We start from the raw sequence: 17798 nt of genomic DNA, 5'->3' as shown, positions 1-17798 counted from the left end.
GGCGCACGCCCTGTTACTCACTTTCGGGTGAGCGTGGGGGCGCGCAGGGGCGTGAAAGTGCAGGATGAGGGCGCATTCAGGGCATAAATGGTTGCTACAGGCGACTGTTACAGAAGTCCCTCATATCCGTCATGACGCCCGCGCGTCCCCCGTGTCGGCCGGGGGGCGGGTCGCAGGGTGTGGGCGTGCGGCCGACCGGTCGCCCACACGCACCACACACCTTGTGAAGGGGGACCTCGTGTCCGCTCTCGCCTCTGTCCGCAGACTGACCGCCGCCGGTGTCCTGGCCGCCGCCCTCGTGGGCGCGGCCGCCCTGCCGGCCGCCGCCTGCGCCACCACGGTGGTCTCCGCGCGGTCGGTGAGCAGCGCGGTCAGACCGGCGCGCACCACGGGATTGTCGTCGGCCACCAGCAGCGGCCCGCCGACCGTCCGCACCACGGCGTCGCCACCGACGCGCGGCACTTCCCGTACCCCGGCGACCGCTGGGGCCGTGACCACCACCGCGGCGGGGACCACCGCGACGACGGCCGGCGCTACGGCCACCGGCACGGCTGGGACGGCCGCTTCGGCGACCACGACCGCCGCGGGCACCGCTGGCACTGATCCGGTCCACGGATCGCCGTCGGCATCGGGGCTCACCGGGGCCGGGCAGGACATCTCCTGCCCGGCCCCGCCGGGTGCGCGCAGCCCCTTCGCGGCTACGACAGATCGAAACGGCCGCCCGACCGCAGCTCCTCGACCAGGTGCGCGGGCGCCTTCTCCGGGGACCCGGCGTCGTAGGGCGGCTGCGGGTCGTACTCGGTCAACAGCTGGACGGCCTGGGCGTGTTCGTCGCCCGCGATCCGGCCGACCAGGGTGAGCGCCATGTCGATGCCGGAGGAGACCCCGGCCGCGGTGACGTACTTGCCCTCGGTCACCACCCGCTCGCCGGTGGGCCGGGCGCCGTACTGCTCCAGCATCGGCAGCACGGTCCAGTGGCTGGTGGCGCGGCGGCCCTTGAGCAGCCCGGCGGCGGCGAGCAGCAGCGAGCCCGAGCACACCGAGGTGGTCCAGGTGCTCGTCGTGTCGGCGGCGCGCAGCCAGTCGAGCAGCACGGGGTTCTCCAGCTGGGCCAGGGTGCCGGGGCCGCCGGAGACGACGACGATGTCCGGGTCGGGCAGCTCGTGCAGGGCGCGGTCCGCGGTGAGGGCGAGGAAGCCGGTCTCGGTGCGGACGGCTCCGGCCCGCTCGGCGACGAAGGTGAGTTTCGCGTCCGGGAGGCGGCTGAGGATCTCGTAGGGCCCCACGACATCGAGGGCGGTGAAGCGGTCGTAGACGACGACGGCGATCTGCACGGCGGTTCCTTTCGGTTCGGTTGACGACGGTGGTGCTCGGTCGTCCGCGGCGGTGCTCGGTCGACGGCGGTGGTGCTCGGTCGACCGCGGTGGTCCTCAGTCGACGGCGGCCGGGCGGAAGCGGCGCCGGTACTCCGCCGGGGCCGAGCCGAACGCCTTGAGGAAGGCGCGGCGCATGGCCTCGGGGGTGCCGTAACCGCTGGAACGGGAGATCTCCTCGACGCCGTCGGGGGTGTCCTCCAGCAGTCGGCGGGCGTGTTCCAGGCGGACCCGGTCGACATAGCGGCCCGGGGTCACCCCGGTCTCGTCGCGGAAGGCGCGGGCGAAGTGGCGGGGGGAGAGCGCGGCGCGGGCGGCCAGGGCGTCGACGCTCAGGTCGGTGTCCGGGTGCTCGGTGATCCACCGCTGCACGTCCCGCAGCGGCTCGCGCGAGGCGGTCTGGGCGGCCAGCTGGACGCTGAACTGGGCCTGGTTGCCGGGGCGGCGCAGGAAGACCACGAGATGCCGGGCGAGGCAGAGCGCGACATCCCGGTCCAGGTCCTCCTCCACCAGGGCGAGCGCGAGGTCGATGCCCGAGGTCACGCCCGCCGAGGTGGCGATGCGGCCGTCGCGGACATAGATGGGCTCGGGGTCCACGCGCACGGCCGGACGGTCGTGCGCGAGCTGCTCGCAGTAGGCCCAGTGGGTGGTGGCCCGGCGGCCGTCGAGCAGTCCCGCGGCGGCGAGCAGGAAGGCGCCGGTGCACACCGAGACCAGCCGCTCGGCGCGCGGGCCGTGGGCGCGCAGCCAGTCGACCAGCCGCGGGTCGGGGGCATGGGTGCCCTCGCCGCCGGGGACCAGCAGGGTGTGCGGGTCGCCCGCGCCGGTGAGCGCCTCGTCCGGGACCAGCGTCAGCCCGCTGGACGTGCGCACCGGGGCGCCGTCCGGGGACGCCGTGCGGATCCGGTACGTGCCGGGGGTGTGCGCCTCGGCACCGGCGAACACTTCGAGGGGCCCGGTGACGTCCAGGCTCTGGACCCCGTCGAAGACCACGAGGAGAACGGTGCGCTGCGGCATGTCCCCGATTCTTCGGGTCCCGGGCGGATGGCCGCAATGACGAATTTCCCACCTTTTCTGCCATCGGGGACCTGCGCGGGGCGACGGGGCCCGGCGCCCCGCCGGGAGCCGCCCTGATCCACGGTTGTCGGTGTCACCTGCCACAATTGCCGCGCAACCTCAGTGGAGAAGGCGGTACGGGATCGTGACGACACCCGGGTCCATCGAAGCAGGATCCATCGAAGGCAGGATCGCCGAGGAACTCGGCGTACGGGAGCGGCAGGTGAAGGCCGCGGTCGAACTGCTCGACGGCGGTTCGACCGTGCCCTTCATCGCCCGCTACCGCAAGGAAGCGACCGAGATGCTCGACGACGCGCAGCTGCGCACGCTCGAGGAACGGCTGCGCTATCTGCGGGAGCTGGAGGAGCGGCGGACCACGATCCTGGAGTCGGTGCGCGAGCAGGGCAAGCTCACCGAGGAGTTGGCGGCCCGGATCCGCGGCGCCGAGACCAAGGCGCGCCTGGAGGACATCTACCTCCCGTACAAGCCGAAGCGGCGCACCAAGGCGCAGATCGCGCGTGAGGCGGGCCTGGAGCCGCTGGCCGAGGGCCTGCTGGGCGATCCGTCGGTGGAACCGCTGTCGGCGGCCGCCGCGTTCGTGGACGCGGACAAGGGCGTCGCCGATCCGGGGGCGGCCCTGGAGGGCGCGCGGGCGATCCTCACCGAGCGGTTCTCCGAGGACGCCGACCTGATCGGCGAGCTGCGCGAACGCATGTGGGTGCGCGGGCGGCTGGCCGCGAAGGTGCGGGAGGGCAAGGAGGAGGCGGGCGCCAAGTTCGCCGACTACTTCGACTTCGCCGAGCCGTTCACCGACCTGCCCTCGCACCGCGTCCTCGCGATGCTGCGCGGCGAGAAGGAGGAGGTGCTCGACCTCGTCCTGGAGCCCGAGGAGGCGACCGACGGACCCTCTTCGTACGAAGGGATCGTCGCCCACCGCTTCGGCATCGCCGAGCGCGGCCGGCCGGGCGACAAGTGGCTGACGGACACCGTCCGCTGGGCCTGGCGCACCCGCATCCTGGTGCACCTCGGCATCGATCTGCGGCTGCGGCTGCGCACGGCCGCCGAGGACGAGGCGGTGAACGTGTTCGCGGCGAACCTGCGCGACCTGCTGCTCGCCGCCCCGGCCGGCACCCGCGCCACGCTGGGCCTGGACCCCGGTTTCCGCACCGGGGTGAAGGTCGCCGTGGTCGACGCCACCGGCAAGGTCGTCGCCACGGACGTGATCCACCCGCACGTCCCGGCCAACAAGTGGGACGAGGCGCTCGCCAAGCTGGCCCGGCTCGCGAAGGAGCACGCGGTCGACCTGGTCGCGATCGGCAATGGCACCGCCTCCCGCGAGACCGACAAGCTCGCCGCCGAACTCATCGCCCAACACCCGGAGCTGAACCTCACCAAGGTGATGGTCTCGGAGGCCGGCGCCTCGGTGTACTCGGCCTCCGCGTACGCCTCCCAGGAACTGCCCGGGATGGACGTGTCGCTGCGCGGCGCGGTCTCCATCGCCCGCCGCCTCCAGGACCCGCTGGCCGAGCTGGTGAAGATCGACCCGAAGTCCATCGGTGTCGGCCAGTACCAGCACGACCTGTCCGAGGTGAAGCTCTCCCGCTCGCTGGACGCGGTGGTCGAGGACTGTGTGAACGGCGTCGGTGTGGACGTCAACACCGCGTCCGTGCCGCTGCTCGCCCGGGTGTCGGGCGTCTCGGCCGGGCTGGCCGAGAACATCGTGGCGCACCGGGACGAGAACGGCCCCTTCACCTCCCGCGCGGAGCTGAAGAAGGTGGCCCGGCTCGGCCCGAAGGCGTACGAGCAGTGCGCGGGCTTCCTGCGCATCCGCGGCGGCGCCGACCCGCTGGACGCCTCCAGCGTGCACCCGGAGTCCTACCCCGTGGTGCGGCGCATGGTGAAGACCTCGGGCCAGCAGGTGGCCTCCCTCATCGGCAACACGGGCGCGCTGCGCTCGCTGCGTCCGGCCGACTTCGTGGACGACACCTTCGGTCTGCCGACCGTCTCGGACATCCTCAAGGAGCTGGAGAAGCCGGGCCGCGACCCGCGTCCGGCGTTCAGGACGGCCACCTTCAAGGAGGGCGTGGAGAAGATCTCCGACCTGTCCGCCGGGATGGTCCTGGAAGGTGTGGTGACGAACGTGGCGGCCTTCGGCGCGTTCGTGGACATCGGCGTCCACCAGGACGGCCTGGTCCATGTGTCGGCGATGTCCAAGACGTTCGTCAAGGACCCGCGGGACGTGGTGAAGCCGGGCGACATCGTCAAGGTGAAGGTCCTGGAGGTGGACATCCCGCGCAAGCGGATCGGGCTGACCCTGCGCCTGGACGACGAGGCGGCTCCGGCGGACCGGTCCGGCGGCGGCAAGCGCCAGCGTGGCGCCCGCCCGCCCCAGCAGCGGCAGGGCGGCCAGGGGCAGGGCCAAGGACAGGGCCAGGGACAGGGCCAGGGACAGGGCCAGGGTCAGGGGCAGCGGCAGGGCGGTCAGGGCCAGCGGCAGGGCCGTGGCGGCGCTGACCGGGGCGGGCGGCAGGCGCCGGCCCCCGCGAACAGCGCCATGGCGGACGCGCTGCGCCGCGCGGGTCTGCTGAACCCGAAGCAGCGCTGACCCGCCGACCGCCTCAGGGGCCGGAGCAGGCACTGCTCCGGCCCCTTCCGGTCTCTTCCGGTCTCTTCCGCATCAGGGGATACCGGCCGAACCAGACTTTTCCCCGTATCGAGGGGTTTGGCGCAAGGAAACGCACGAAGCGGGCACAGCGCCCACCCGCCCCCTCCACACTCGCTTCTGTGCACGTGACCGTGCACGCGAAGCAATGGGGAGGACTCTGTGTTCCGCACTACCAAGCAGCGCCTGGCGGCGTGCACGGCCGCCGCCGCCGTGGCCGCCGCGGCGGCCTCGTTCGCCGCTCCGACGGCGGCCACCGGCGCCGCGGCCCGAGGTGAGCTGACCTACGGCACCGTCATCCTGCTCCAGAACCAGTACGGCGGCGACGGCGGCTACCTCGACACCAACGGCGTCTCCAACCAGCCGGGTGCCACCTACAACGTGAGCACCAACGACCGGCCCAACAGCCGCGGTCCGGCCACCTCGGAATGGCGGGTCGTCTCCGCCACCGGCAAGGCCACCGGCGCCCGGGTGGTCAGCGGTGACGTCGTCTACCTGATCAACCAGTACGGCAGCCACCACACGTACCTGGACACCAACGGCGTCAGCGACCAGTCGGGCGCCAAGTACAAGGTCTCCGCCACCACCACCAAGGACCGGGGCCCCGGCACCGGCAAGTGGCACATCTTCGGCGTGCGGTCCTCGCCGAACGACGGGCACATCCGCACCGACGACATCGTGCATCTGCTCAACGACTACGGCTCCGCCAACGGTGGCTTCCTCGACACCAACGGCCGTTCCTCCCAGGGCGGCGGCGCCAAGTACGGCGTCTCCACCAGCCCCTACACCGACCGCGGCACCGGCACCGGCTCCTGGAAGGTGCTGCCTTCCTGAGCAGACCTGATCTGATCGGAGCTGATCTGACGCCATGACCCGCCGGGCCCCGGGGACGCCGTACCCCCGGGGCCCGGCGCCGTCAGTGCTCGGTCACCTTGCCCGCCGCGACCTCCCAGCGCCTGCTCACCCGCACCGCGTCCAGCATGCGGCGGTCATGGGTGACCAGCAGAAGGGTGCCCGTGTAGGCGTCCAGGGCGGACTCCAGCTGCTCGATGGCGGGCAGGTCGAGATGGTTGGTCGGCTCGTCCAGGACGAGCAGGTTGACGCCCCGGCCCTGGAGCAGGGCGAGGGCGGCGCGGGTGCGTTCGCCCGGGGAGAGGGTCGCGGCCGGGCGCAGCACATGGTCCGCCTTGAGGCCGAACTTGGCGAGCAGGGTACGCACTTCCGCCGGTTCGGTGTCGGGGACGGCCGCGCAGAAGGCGTCCAGCAGCGTCTCGGGGCCGTGGAACAGGCCCCGGGCCTGGTCGACCTCGCCGACGAGCACGCCCGAGCCGAGGGCCGCGTGCCCGGAGTCCAGCGGGACCCGGCCGAGCAGGGCGGCCAGCAGGGTGGACTTGCCGGCGCCGTTGGCCCCGGTGACCGCGACCCGGTCGGCCCAGTCGATCTGGAGGCTGACCGGCCCGAAGGCGAAGTCGCCGCGCCGGATCTCGGCGTCCCGCAGCGTCGCCACCACCGCGCCGGAGCGCGGGGCGGAGGCGATCTCCATGCGCAGCTCCCACTCCTTGCGCGGCTCCTCGACCACCTCCAGGCGCTCGATCATGCGCTGCGTCTGCCGGGCCTTGGCGGCCTGCTTCTCGCTGGCCTCGCTGCGGAACTTGCGGCCGAGCTTGTCGTTGTCGTTGCCCGCCTTGCGCCGGGCGTTCTTGACGCCCTTGTCCATCCAGGACCGCTGCATCTGCGCCCGGTCCTGGAGGGCGGCCTTCTTGTCGGCGAACTCCTCGTACTCCTCGCGGGCGTGCCGCCGGCCCGTCGCGCGCTCCTCCAGGTACGCCTCGTAGCCGCCGCCGTAGAGGTTGATCTGCCCCTGCGCCAGGTCGAGTTCGAGGACCTTGGCGACCGTGCGGGTGAGGAACTCGCGGTCGTGACTGACGACGACGGTGCCCGCGCGCAGCCCGGTGACGAACCGCTCCAGACGCTCCAGGCCGTCGAGATCGAGGTCGTTGGTGGGCTCGTCCAGGAGGAAGACGTCGTAGCGGGAGAGCAGCAGGGAGGCGAGTCCGGCGCGGGCCGCCTGGCCGCCGGACAGGGAGGTCATCGGCTGGTCCAGGCCGACGGCGAGGCCGAGGGTGTCGGCGACCTCCTCCGCGCGCTCGTCCAGGTCGGCGCCGCCGAGGTCGAGCCAGCGCTCCAGGCTCATCGCGTAGGCGTCGTCCGCGCCGGGCGCGCCGTCGACCAGCGCCTGGGTGGCCTCGTCCATGAGCCGCTGCGCCTGGGCCACGCCGGTGCGGCGGGCCAGGAACTCCCGGATCGTCTCCCCCGGCCTGCGCTCGGGCTCCTGCGGCAGATGGCCGACGGTGGCGGTGGGCGGGGACAGGCGCAGTTCGCCCTGCTCGGGCGCGAGCAGTCCGGCGAGCATCCGCAGCAGCGTGGACTTGCCCGCGCCGTTGGCGCCGACCAGCCCGATCACATCGCCGGGCGCCACGACGAGGTCGAGCCCGGAGAAGAGCGAGCGGTCGCCGTGCCCGGCGGCGAGATTCTTGGCGACGAGGGTGGCAGTCATCAGGACGCCGATCCTAGTGGGCCCGCCGCCCGGGCCGATCCCGCCCGCCCCCCTCTCCTGTGAGTATCCCCACGTCAGCCGATGCGCGCCGGGCTCTGACGGGGACGGCGGGGCAGGGCCTATGGTCCACACGTGAACAGGGTGAGCAGCGTGGACCGTGAGACGGACGGCGAAGTGATCGTGATCGGCGGCGGGGTCGTCGGACTCACCACCGCCGTGGTGCTGGCCGAGGCCGGGCGCCGGGTGAGCGTATGGACACGGGAGCCCGCCGAGGAGACCACCTCGGCGGTCGCCGGCGGCCTGTGGTGGCCGTACCGCATCGAACCGGAGCGGCTGGTCGGCGCCTGGGCGCTGGAGACCCTCGCCGTCTACCAGGAGCTGGCGGCGGCTCCCGAGCGGACCGGCGTACGGCTGGTCGACGGCGTCCATCAGGGGGCGCGCCTGGACGAGCTGGGCGACTGGGCGGCCCGGGTGCCGGGGCTGCGCGCGGTGCCGGACGGGCTGGCGGCGCGGCTGCCGGTGATCGACATGCCGACGCATCTGGGGTGGCTGCGGGAGCGGCTGGTGCGGGCCGGTGGCACGGTGGTGCTGCGCGAGGTGACCGATCTCGCCGAGGTGCCCGCACCCGTGGTGGTCAACTGCGCGGGGCTCGGGGCGCGTTCGCTGGCCGGGGACGACACGGTGCGCCCGGTGCGGGGGCAGTTGGTGCTGGTGGAGAATCCCGGGATCGACACGTACTACACGTCCGTCGACCATTCCTCGCCGGTCGCCGCGTACTTCATCCCGCAGCCGTACGGGCTGATCCTCGGCGGCACCGCGCAGGAGGGCGACTGGTCGCTGGAGCCGGACCCGGGCACGGCGGCGGAGATCGTCGCCCGGTGCGCGCGGGTGCGGCCGGAGATCGCGGGGGCGCGGGTGCTGGCCCACAAGGTGGGGCTGCGGCCGTACCGGGACGCGGTGCGGCTGGAGCGGGAGGTGCTGGACGGGGGCCGGGTGGTGGTGCATTCGTACGGCCATGGCGGTGCGGGCGTGACGGTGGCGTGGGGGTGTGCGCGGGAGGCGGCCGGGCTGGTGCCGGGCCCGGCCGCCTGAACCCGCCGTGGCGGTCAGCCCGCCGGAAGGTGCTCGGTCGTACGCGGTGCGCGCAGGCCCTTCAGCCGCTTCGGCGCCGGAGCCTTCGCCGTCGTACCGGATGTCGCGCGGGTGAAGGCCTCCGCGCCGCCCACCAGCGGCAACTCGGCCGAGGTGCCGCCCAGTTGGACCGTCACCGTCGGCTTGGTCGACGGCGGGTCGATGAGGTCGCGGTCGGTGCCCGCGACGATCAGGGCGAGGCGGTGGCCCTTGGGGACGACATGGTCGGTGGCGGCCAGGGTGAGGGTCATCGTGTAGGCCCTGCCCGGGGTGAGGGGGACGCCCTTGGCCAGGGAGGCGTAGTGGCCGAGGTCGGCCCAGCCGCGGCTGAAGACCGTGTAGCCGACGTCGGCCGTCTTCGCGGCGGTCTCCAGGTAGCAGGCGCTGTCGCCGGCCGTGCTCGCGCCCCAGCAGGTGCGGTTCTTCAGCGTGGTGATGCCCTCGGCGTCGTCGGAGTAGTCGCGGATGGTGTCCGGGCCGACGTCGACGAGCACGGCGGAGAGATGGGCCGAGGCGGTGGTCGGGGTCGCGGTGACCGTCACCTGTGACATGCCGGACAGGCGCAGGTCCTGGGTGAGGGGCGCGGTGAGGAAGCCGGTCTTCTCGGGTGTGGACGTGCTGAGTCCGGCCGCCCAGTCGGTCTCGCCGAGCTTGGGGTCGTCGGTGAAGGTCTCGGTGCCGGTGGCACGGTGCAGGCCGAGGGTGCCGACGCCGGGCGCGGTGCCGGGGGCGGGGTGCAGGGTGGTGGCGTGGGTACCGGCGGGCGGCCAGGCGGCGGAGGTGACCCACTGGTCGGGGTGGCGTTCGATGTCGGCGACCGGCTCGCGGTCGATGCCGTTGTCGTAGCCGAGGAGTTCATGGTCGAACCAGCGGTGCAGGGTGTCGACCCAGGCGCCGCGCCGGTAGTCGAAGGGGTCGACATGGCCGGTCTGGGACAGCCACAGCTTGCGCTTCACACCGTTCTTGGCGAGGGCGTCCCACCACTGGCCGAAGTGCTTGGTGCGGACGTTGAGGTCCTGCATGCCCTGCGCCACGAACACGCTGGCGCGCACCTTGGCCGCGTCCTTGACGTAGTCCCGCTCGGTCCACAGCGGGGTCCAGTCGCCGCTGCGCGGGCTGCCGTCGGTGAGTTTCTTCTGCTCGGCGGCGCAGTGGGCCGCGGCCGCGTCGCTCTGGACGTATCCGGCGAGGTCGGCGGGGCCGCCTTCGTAGAGCGGGGCGCCCTGGGCGAAGTAGTAGTCGTACCAGGAGGAGATGGCGCTGATCGGCACGATGGTCTTCAGGCCCTTGACGCCGGTGGCGGCGACGCCGTTGGCGATGGTGCCGTCCCAGCTCTTGCCGATCATGCCCGTTCTGCCGTTGGTCCAGGTGGCCTTGACGGTGTGGGTCCCGGTGCGGCTGGTGTAGGCGGTGGCGCGGCCGTTGAGCCAGTCGATGACGGCCTTCGCGGAGCGCACGTCGGAGCGGCCGCCGACGTCCACGCAGCCGTCGGAGCGGTCGGTGCCGGCGAGGTCGACGCCGACGAAGGCGTAGCCGCGGGGCACGAAGTAGTTGTCGTAGAACAGCGGCATCTGGACGACATGGCCGCTCGCGTCGTACGTCTTGACCTGGTTCTCGTTGCCGCGTCCGCAGCAGGAGTAGTACGGGCTCGCGTCCATGATGACCGGCACCTTGCGGCCCTCGCGGGCCGGTTCGGCGGGGCGGACGATGTCGGCGGCGACGCGGTCGTGCCTGCCGTCGCCGTCCTCGTCGAGGCCGGTGTCCACCCACACGGACTCGCGGACGGCGTGGGCGTAGGAGTAGACGGGGGCGCTCTCCCGGGGCGGCGCGGCCTGGGCGGCGGCCGGGGTGAGGAAGGTGGCCAGCAGGGCGGCGACGGCCGCCGTCGCGAGCGCTCTCCAGAGGGTGAGGCGCGTGCGCAGGGGCGCTCGGACAGATGTGCTCTTCGGCATGCGCGGACGATAGTCCCGTCAACTGCCGTACAGAAGAGTGCGTTACGGCAACCGGGTGGCTGATTGCGGCCGAATGGCGATCGTGTGACAGCAGGGGTCATGGACAGGGCAAGGGGCACAGGGGGTGAATAGGCTCCGGACAGTCCCGTGAAAGCACCCGCAGTCCCCACGACTTGGAGCTGACGTGCACCGCAGAATCATCGCGCCGGGCGCACTGGCGGCGGCCTCCCTCCTGCTGGCGATCCCGGCATCGGCCGCGAGCTACTCCCCCGGCGCGCCGGGCATCGGCGACCCCTACTACCCGTACTACGGCAACGGCGGCTACGACGTCTCGCACTACGGTCTGCGGCTGCGCTACCAGCCGAAGACGGACGAGCTGGCGGGCACCGCGACGATCAAGGCGCGGACCACCCAGGATCTGTCCAGTTTCGACCTGGACTTCCTGCTGGACGTCAGCCAGGTGCGGGTCAACGGCGTCAAGGCGTCCTTCACCCGTGCCGAGCAGCATGAACTGGTGATCACGCCGAAGCGGCCGCTGGCGAAGGGCACACCGATCACGGTGGAGGTCCGCTACAGCGGGGTGCCGTCCACGAAGAGCGCCTACGGCTTCACCACCTGGCACCGCACCCCGGACGGCGCGGTCGCGGCGGACGAGCCCGAGTCGGCGTGGTGGTGGTTCCCGAGCAACGACCATCCGAGCGACAAGGCGACGTACGACGTCTCGGTCACGGTGCCGAAGGGCACCCAGGCGATCTCCAACGGCGCGCTGCGCTCGGTCTCCTCGAAGCGGGGCTGGACCAGCTACTCCTGGCGGCAGGACCGGCCGCAGGCGACCTATCTGGCCACGCTCGCGATCGGCGCGTTCGACATCACCACGAGCCGGTCCGGGCGCGGCGTGCCGGTGATCAACGCGTACAGCAAGGACCTGGGCGCCGATGACGCGGCGGCGCGGGCGAGCGTGGAGCGCACCGGGGAGATCGTCGACTGGCTGAGCAACTATTTCGGGCCGTATCCGTTCGCCACGGCGGGTGGTTATGTCCCGAACACGACGACCGGGTACGCGCTGGAGACCCAGACCCGCGTCTACTACAGCCCCAAGCAGTTCGCGAAGGGCGCCAACCCCTCGGTGGTCGTGCACGAGCTGGCCCATCAGTGGTACGGCGACGACGTGTCGCTGAAGGGCTGGAAGGACATCTGGCTCAACGAGGGCTTCGCCACCTACGCGCAGTGGCTGTGGTCGGAGCACGAGGGCCAGGGCACGACGCGGCAGCTCGCCGACCAGGTGTACTCCGCGCACCCGGCCGACGACCCGTTCTGGAAGGTGGCGCCCGGCGATCCCGGTCCGGACGACCAGTTCGACGACGCCGTCTACGACCGGGGCGCCGCCGCGATCCAGGCGCTGCGCGACACGGTGGGCGACCGCGCCTTCTTCCGCATCCTGAAGGGCTGGCCGAAGGCGCACGCCTACGGCAACGCGTCCGTGGCCGACTTCGAGAAGTATGCCGAGCAGATCTCCGGCAAACCTCTCGCGGGGCTCTTCGACACCTGGCTGTACCAGCCGATGAAGCCGTCGGCGTCGGCGGCACGCGGGTTCGCGGCCGCCGGTACGCCCCTCGCGCAGCCGAAGTCCTGGAAGGCCGTCGAGGCGGCGCACGGCGGACCCAACCGCTGATCCTTCGCACCGGGGCGGCTCCATCGCGCGGGGGTGTCGCCCTCCCGGCTCAGCGCGTTCGCGTGGTGGGGCGGGAGGGCGGGGGCGGGCGGGCTTCGCGGGTGGCGCGCCGCCGGGGAGAGGCGTCGGACAACGGGCCGCCCGGGGACCAGGTCGGTACCGGCGACGGCGCGAGGGCGCAGCGAGGGCGCCGGTTCAGTTCCCGGCCCGGTCGTCGAGGTCGTGCACCGTGACCGCTGTGCCCCGTCCGGTCAGCCGCTCGGTGACGAGCGGCTCGACGCGGGACCATTCGCCGCCGGCCAGGCCGCGGCCCATGCGGGGCATGGGCACGCGGGCGCCCAGGTCGAGGGCGTGGGCGGCGAGGCAGGTGAGGGCGGTGTCGATCGCCTCGTAGCGCACCGGAACGCCCTTGCCGCCGGTCCTGATGCCGCGCCGGCCGACCATGTCGGCCACCCAGGTGCGCGGGTCGACCTGGACGAGCTGGACCGCGCCCAGCCCGAAGTCGTTGTGCGCGCGGTCGCGGTGCCAGGCGCGGTAGGCCCGCTCCGGCTCCGGCCGGCGGCGGGAGCGGGCGAGGACGAAGCCCTTGCCCCAGCCGCCGAGGTCGTTGCACACATGGGCGATGCTCTTCGGGCCCTGGCCCGACGGGGCGGTGGCGTCACCCCGGACGAAAGTGATCTCCGGCATGACGCCACCGTAGGGGCCGCCACTGACAGTGGCGCCGGGCCGCTACTTCGCCGACGCGGTCGGCTGCCGGCCGGAGCCCGCGTTGACCCGGCGCCGGACGCCGAACCAGCCCGCGACGAGCATGACGGCGATCACCGGGATGAGCAGCAGGGTCTTGCGGCCGACCTCGTGGTCGTCCCACATCATGCCGAGGCAGACCAGCAGGAAGGCGATCGTGGCGATCTCGGTGACCGGGGAGAACTTCAGCTGGAAGTGCGGCCGGGTCACCAGGCCCGCGCGGGCGCGGCGGACGAAGATCGCATGGCAGATCATGATGATCACCCAGGTGCTGATGATCCCGAGCGAGGCGACGTTCAGCACGATCTCGAAGGCCTGGCTGGGCACGAGGTAGTTCAGGCCGACGCCGAGGACGCAGATGCCGCAGGTCAGCAGGATGCCGCCGTAGGGCACCTGGCTGCGGCTCATCACCCGGGTGAACTTGGGCGCGGAGCCCGACATCGCCATGGAGCGCAGGATGCGGCCGGTGGAGTACAGGCCGGAGTTCAGCGAGGACATGGCGGCGGTGAGGACCACGAGGTTCATCACGTCGCCGGCCGCGGGGATGCCGATCTTGGACAGCACGGTCACGAACGGACTCTGGTCGGCGGAGTACACCGAGCCGGGCAGCAGCAGCGCGAGCAGGACGACCGAGCCGACGTAGAACAGGCCCACGCGCCACATGATCGAGTTCACCGCGCGCGGGACGATCTTCTCCGGCTGCTCGGTCTCGCCGGCGGCGACGCCGACCAGCTCCAGGGCCGCGTACGCGAAGATCACGCCCTGCATCACGAGGACGACCGGCATCATGCCGTGCGGGAGGAACCCGCCGTGGTCGCTGATGAGGCTCAGGCCCGGCGTGTAGCCGTCGACATGGTGCTGGGTGGCCAGCAGGAAGATGCCGATGAACATGAAGCCCACCAGGGTGGCGACCTTGATGATCGCGAACCAGAACTCCATCTCGCCGAAGATCTTCACCGAGATCAGGTTCACGGTGAGGACCACGGCGAGCGCGATCAGCGCCAGCACCCACTGCGGGATGGGCGTGAAGAAGCTCCAGTAGTGCGTGTAGAGCGCGATCGCGGTGATGTCCGCGATACCGGTGGTCGACCAGTTCAGGAAGTACATCCAGCCGGCGACGTAGGCGCCCTTCTCGCCGAGGAACTCACGCGCGTACGACACGAAGGACCCGGAGGAGGGCCGGTACAGGACCAGCTCGCCCAGGGCGCGCACGACGAAGAAGGCGAAGATGCCGCAGACCAGGTAGGCCAGGGCGAGCGCGGGGCCCGCGTTGTGCAGGCGCCCTCCGGCGCCGAGGAACAGTCCGGTTCCGATGGCGCCGCCGATGGCGATCATGTTGACGTGGCGGGCCTTGAGGTCCTTGCTGTAGCCGGCGTCGCCCGCGTCGGCGGGCGTCTGCGCCGCCTGGGTAGGGGCGGCCTGTGCCGATTCCACGGCGTCCTTGCTCACGGGTGGTACCACTTCCTGGTGCGCCCGGGCCTGAGCCCGGGGGTCGTGCAGGGCTTGGCCCGCACCACCCGATGAGTCGCGGCACAGACCAAGCCAGCAGCTTCCCAGACACGCCGGGCATTACGCGGTGGCCCACGTCACAGAGCGTTACTTCTCACATGATCTTCCCAGTGTCCACATGATGTTCACCACGGGTGCGTAGATGCCCTCTCGACGGGTTTCACAGTAGTGGTGTGACAGCGATACTGCTGCACATGACGACCGATGCCGGGGAGCTGAGCCTCACCGTCGACGAGCTGGCCGCGCGGGCAGGGGTGACGGTGCGGACCGTGCGCTTCTACGGGAGCAAGGGGCTGCTGCCGCCGCCGGTGATCGGGCCGCGGCGGGTGGGGCGGTACGGGGCGAAGCACCTGGCGCGGCTGGCGCTGATCGAGGAGTTGCAGCGGCAGGGGATGACGCTGGCGGCGATCGAGCGGTATCTGGGGCAGCTGCCGTCCGATCTGTCCGCCTACGACCTGGCCATCCACCGGGCCGTCGTCGCCTCCTGGGCGCCGGACTCCGTGGAGTCCCTCTCGCGCGCCGAGCTGGACCGGCGGGCGGGGCGGGAGCTGGCTGACGAGGAGCTGGAGCGGCTCACGGCGGCCGGGGTCCTGATCGCCGGGGACGCGGACGGCGCCGACGGCACGGCGCAGGACGGTTTCCGGGTCGACACCGGGCTGCTGCGGCTCGGCCTCGAACTGCTGGACGTGCCGTTGTCGCAGGGCGCGATCCTCGCGGCGCGCGAGGTGCTCATGGAGCACTCGCGCGCCGCGGCCCGTGAGCTGGCCCGGCTCTTCCGCGGCGAGGTGGCCGAGCGGGACACCCGCGATGTGCGGGACCTGTCCGCGCACATGCACCCGCTGGTGGTGCAGGCGCTGCTGACCACCTTCCAGCGTTCGCTGCGCGAGGAGCTGAGCGAGCTGCTCGGCGGCGCGGGACCGTCAGGCGGCTGAGTCCGAGAAGGGCTCGCCCCGGTCCGCCTTCGCCACCAGCAGCGCCGGCGGCTCGAACCGCTCGCCGTAGGTCCCGGCGAGTTCCCGGGCGCGGGCCACGAAGCCGGGCAGGCCGCCCTCGTACCCGTTGATGTACTGGAGCACGCCGCCGGTCCAGGCCGGGAAGCCGATGCCGAGGACGGAGCCGATGTTGGCGTCGGCCACAGAGGTCAGCACACCCTCCTCCACCAGGCGCACGGTGTCCAGCGCCTCGGAGAAGAGCATCCGCTCCTGCATGTCCTTGAACGGGATCTCGTGCCCGGCCCTGGTGAAGTGCTCGCGCAGGCCCGGCCAGAGCCCGGCGCGACTGCCGTCCTGCGCGTAGTCGTAGAAGCCGGCGCCGCCGCTGCGGCCGGGGCGCTCGAACTCGTCCACCATGCGGTCGATGACGCCGTCGGCCGGGTGCGCGGTCCAGGTGCCACCGGCCTCCTCGACGGCCCGCTTCGTCTCGTTGCGGATCTTGCGCGGCAGGGTGAGGGTCAGCTCGTCCATCAGGGAGAGCACCTTGGCCGGGTAGCCGGCCTGGGCGGCGGCCTGCTCGACGGAGGCGGGCTCGATGCCCTCGCCGACCATGGCGACGCCCTCGTTGATGAACTGGCCGATCACCCGGGAGGTGAAGAAGCCGCGCGAGTCGTTGACGACGATCGGCGTCTTGTTGATCTGCCGGACCAGGTCGAAGGCGCGGGCGAGTGCCTCGTCGCCGGTGCGCTCGCCCTTGATGATCTCGACCAGCGGCATCTTGTCGACCGGCGAGAAGAAGTGCAGGCCGATGAAGTCGCCCTGGCGCTCGACGCCCTCGGCGAGGGTGGTGATGGGCAGCGTGGAGGTGTTGGAGCACAGCAGCGCGTCGGGCGCGAGAACGGACTCGATCTCCTGGAACACCTTGTGCTTGAGCGCGGTGTCCTCGAAGACGGCCTCGATCACCGCGTCGCAGCCCGCGACGTCGGCGGCGTCCCCGGTGGGCGTGATCCGGGCCAGCAGCGCGTCCGCCTTCTCCTGGGTGGTACGGCCCCGGGAGACGGCCTTGGCGCACAGCTTCTCGGAGTAGTTCTTGCCCTTGAGCGCGGCCTCCAGGGAGACGTCCTTGAGGACGACCTCGATGCCCGCGCGGGCGCACGAGTAGGCGATGCCCGCGCCCATCATGCCGGCACCGAGCACGGCCACCTTGCGGACCTCGCGGGACTCGATGCCCTGGGGCCGGTTGGCGCCGGAGTTGACCGCCTGGAGGTCGAAGAAGAACGCCTGGATCATGTTCTTCGCGGTCTGCCCGGTGACCAGCTCGGTGAAGTAGCGGGTCTCGATGGTGATCGCGTTCTCGAAGTCGACCTGGGAGCCCTCGACCGCCGCGGCCATGATGTTGCGCGGCGCCGGGTAGGGCGCGCCGTTCGTCTGCTTGCGCAGGTTGGCCGGGAAGGCGGGCAGGTTGGCGGCGAACTTCGGGTTGGCCGGGGTGCCGCCCGGGATCCGGTAGCCGGGGACGTCCCAGGGCTGCTGGGACTCGGGGTGCTCGTCGATGAAGGCGCGGGCCTTGGCCAGCATCTCGTCCGGCGTCTGCGCCACCTCGTGGACCAGCCCGTTCTCCTGGGCGCGCCGCGGGGTGTACTGGGTGCCCTGGAGCAGCACCTTGAGCAGCGCGTCGGTGATGCCCATCAGGCGCACGGTACGGGCGACACCGCCGCCCGCGGGCAGCAGGCCGAGGGTGACCTCGGGCAGGCCGATCTTGGAGCCGGGGGCGTCCAGCGCGATGCGGTGGTGGGAGGCGAGCGCGATCTCGTAGCCGCCGCCCAGGGCCGCGCCGTTGATGGCGGCGACGACCGGCTTGCCGAGGGTCTCGATGCGGCGCAGCGCGTTCTTGATGGCGGTCGCGGTGTCGAAGACGGTCCGGGCGTCCCCGGGGCCGACCTGGATCATCTCCTTGAGGTCGCCGCCCGCGAAGAAGGTCTTCTTGGCGGAGGTGTAGATGATGCCCCGGATGGAGTCCTTCTCGGCCACGGCGCGGTCCGCGATCGCCTCGATGGAGGCCTTGAAGGCCTGGTTCATCGTGTTCGCGGACTGGTTCGGGTCGTCCAGGACCAGGGTGACGACACCGGTGTCGTCCTGCTCCCAGCGGATGGTGGTGCTCTCGGTCATGACAGTCGTCTCCGTTGAAGTCGCTTGGTTCCGCGGGGAGT

General features: G+C 72.0%; 13 protein-coding genes. 5 read left to right on the top strand and 8 right to left on the bottom strand.

What is annotated here, in order from left to right:
- Positions 1–129: 129 nt before the first annotated feature.
- From ACLF5H_RS20420 to ACLF5H_RS20410, 3 genes are all read right to left on the bottom strand, one after another.
- On the bottom strand, positions 130–600 hold the full coding sequence (locus ACLF5H_RS20420) for a hypothetical protein (RefSeq protein ID WP_421677446.1): 471 nt from the start codon (positions 598–600) through the stop codon (positions 130–132).
- A 98-nt stretch (positions 601–698) separates the two neighbouring features.
- The gene (locus tag ACLF5H_RS20415) at positions 699–1334 is read right to left on the bottom strand and encodes a DJ-1/PfpI family protein (RefSeq protein WP_421677445.1); all 636 of its coding nucleotides are present in this window, start codon (positions 1332–1334) and stop codon (positions 699–701) included.
- Positions 1335–1430: 96 nt separating this feature from the next.
- The gene (locus tag ACLF5H_RS20410; protein ID WP_421677444.1) at positions 1431–2390 is read right to left on the bottom strand and encodes a GlxA family transcriptional regulator; all 960 of its coding nucleotides are present in this window, start codon (positions 2388–2390) and stop codon (positions 1431–1433) included.
- Positions 2391–2574: 184 nt separating this feature from the next.
- Here ACLF5H_RS20410 and ACLF5H_RS20405 point away from each other — a divergent pair, with 184 nt between their 5' ends.
- Together ACLF5H_RS20405 and ACLF5H_RS20400 are read left to right on the top strand one after the other, a co-directional pair.
- On the top strand, positions 2575–5034 hold the full coding sequence (locus ACLF5H_RS20405; protein ID WP_421677443.1) for a Tex family protein: 2460 nt from the start codon (positions 2575–2577) through the stop codon (positions 5032–5034).
- Between the two features lie 219 nt (positions 5035–5253).
- Positions 5254–5925 carry a hypothetical protein gene (locus ACLF5H_RS20400; RefSeq protein ID WP_421677442.1) on the top strand — a complete coding sequence of 224 codons (672 nt, stop codon included), beginning with the start codon at positions 5254–5256 and terminating at the stop codon, positions 5923–5925.
- An 82-nt stretch (positions 5926–6007) separates the two neighbouring features.
- Here ACLF5H_RS20400 and ACLF5H_RS20395 read toward each other — a convergent pair whose 3' ends face one another.
- On the bottom strand, positions 6008–7648 hold the full coding sequence (locus ACLF5H_RS20395; RefSeq protein WP_421677441.1) for an ABC-F family ATP-binding cassette domain-containing protein: 1641 nt from the start codon (positions 7646–7648) through the stop codon (positions 6008–6010).
- A 174-nt stretch (positions 7649–7822) separates the two neighbouring features.
- Here ACLF5H_RS20395 and ACLF5H_RS20390 point away from each other — a divergent pair, with 174 nt between their 5' ends.
- On the top strand, positions 7823–8740 hold the full coding sequence (locus tag ACLF5H_RS20390; protein WP_421677612.1) for an FAD-dependent oxidoreductase: 918 nt from the start codon (positions 7823–7825) through the stop codon (positions 8738–8740).
- Positions 8741–8754: 14 nt separating this feature from the next.
- Here ACLF5H_RS20390 and ACLF5H_RS20385 read toward each other — a convergent pair whose 3' ends face one another.
- Positions 8755–10731, bottom strand: a complete 1977-nt coding sequence (locus ACLF5H_RS20385; protein ID WP_421677440.1) for a Xaa-Pro dipeptidyl-peptidase — start codon at positions 10729–10731, stop codon at positions 8755–8757.
- A 184-nt stretch (positions 10732–10915) separates the two neighbouring features.
- On the opposite strand from ACLF5H_RS20385, the gene ACLF5H_RS20380 reads away from it, so the two are divergent.
- Positions 10916–12403 carry a M1 family metallopeptidase gene (locus tag ACLF5H_RS20380; protein WP_421677439.1) on the top strand — a complete coding sequence of 496 codons (1488 nt, stop codon included), beginning with the start codon at positions 10916–10918 and terminating at the stop codon, positions 12401–12403.
- A gap of 195 nt (positions 12404–12598) precedes the next feature.
- On the opposite strand, the gene ACLF5H_RS20375 is transcribed toward ACLF5H_RS20380, so the two are convergent.
- Positions 12599–13090, bottom strand: a complete 492-nt coding sequence (locus ACLF5H_RS20375) for an Appr-1-p processing protein (RefSeq protein WP_421677438.1) — start codon at positions 13088–13090, stop codon at positions 12599–12601.
- 42 nt (positions 13091–13132) lie between these two features.
- The gene (locus ACLF5H_RS20370; protein ID WP_421677437.1) at positions 13133–14596 is read right to left on the bottom strand and encodes an amino acid permease; all 1464 of its coding nucleotides are present in this window, start codon (positions 14594–14596) and stop codon (positions 13133–13135) included.
- Between the two features lie 254 nt (positions 14597–14850).
- Between ACLF5H_RS20370 and ACLF5H_RS20365 the strand changes: the two genes are divergently transcribed.
- Positions 14851–15588, top strand: a complete 738-nt coding sequence (locus ACLF5H_RS20365) for a MerR family transcriptional regulator (RefSeq protein ID WP_421677611.1) — start codon at positions 14851–14853, stop codon at positions 15586–15588.
- Here ACLF5H_RS20365 and ACLF5H_RS20360 read toward each other — a convergent pair.
- A complete protein-coding gene (locus tag ACLF5H_RS20360) occupies positions 15577–17757 on the bottom strand; it encodes a 3-hydroxyacyl-CoA dehydrogenase NAD-binding domain-containing protein (RefSeq protein ID WP_421677436.1) in 2181 nt (726 codons plus the stop codon). The two genes, ACLF5H_RS20365 and ACLF5H_RS20360, sit on opposite strands and share 12 nt — an antisense overlap.
- Between the last annotated feature and the right edge of the window lie 41 nt (positions 17758–17798).

The organism is Streptomyces sp. LaBMicrA B280 (assembly GCF_049222185.1).
GTDB lineage: Bacteria > Actinomycetota > Actinomycetes > Streptomycetales > Streptomycetaceae > Streptomyces > Streptomyces murinus.
Note: the sequence above shows the minus strand (reverse complement) of the source record. Positions and strands in the feature narration are given on the sequence as shown.

Coding starts and splice junctions, on each gene's coding strand:
- ACLF5H_RS20410 (WP_421677444.1), bottom strand. CDS start 2,390: ATGCCGCAGCGCACCGTTCTCCTCGTGGTCTTCGACGGGGTCCAGAGC.
- ACLF5H_RS20395 (WP_421677441.1), bottom strand. CDS start 7,648: ATGACTGCCACCCTCGTCGCCAAGAATCTCGCCGCCGGGCACGGCGAC.
- ACLF5H_RS20385 (WP_421677440.1), bottom strand. CDS start 10,731: ATGCCGAAGAGCACATCTGTCCGAGCGCCCCTGCGCACGCGCCTCACC.
- ACLF5H_RS20375 (WP_421677438.1), bottom strand. CDS start 13,090: ATGCCGGAGATCACTTTCGTCCGGGGTGACGCCACCGCCCCGTCGGGC.
- ACLF5H_RS20365 (WP_421677611.1), top strand. CDS start 14,851: ATGACGACCGATGCCGGGGAGCTGAGCCTCACCGTCGACGAGCTGGCC.
- ACLF5H_RS20360 (WP_421677436.1), bottom strand. CDS start 17,757: ATGACCGAGAGCACCACCATCCGCTGGGAGCAGGACGACACCGGTGTC.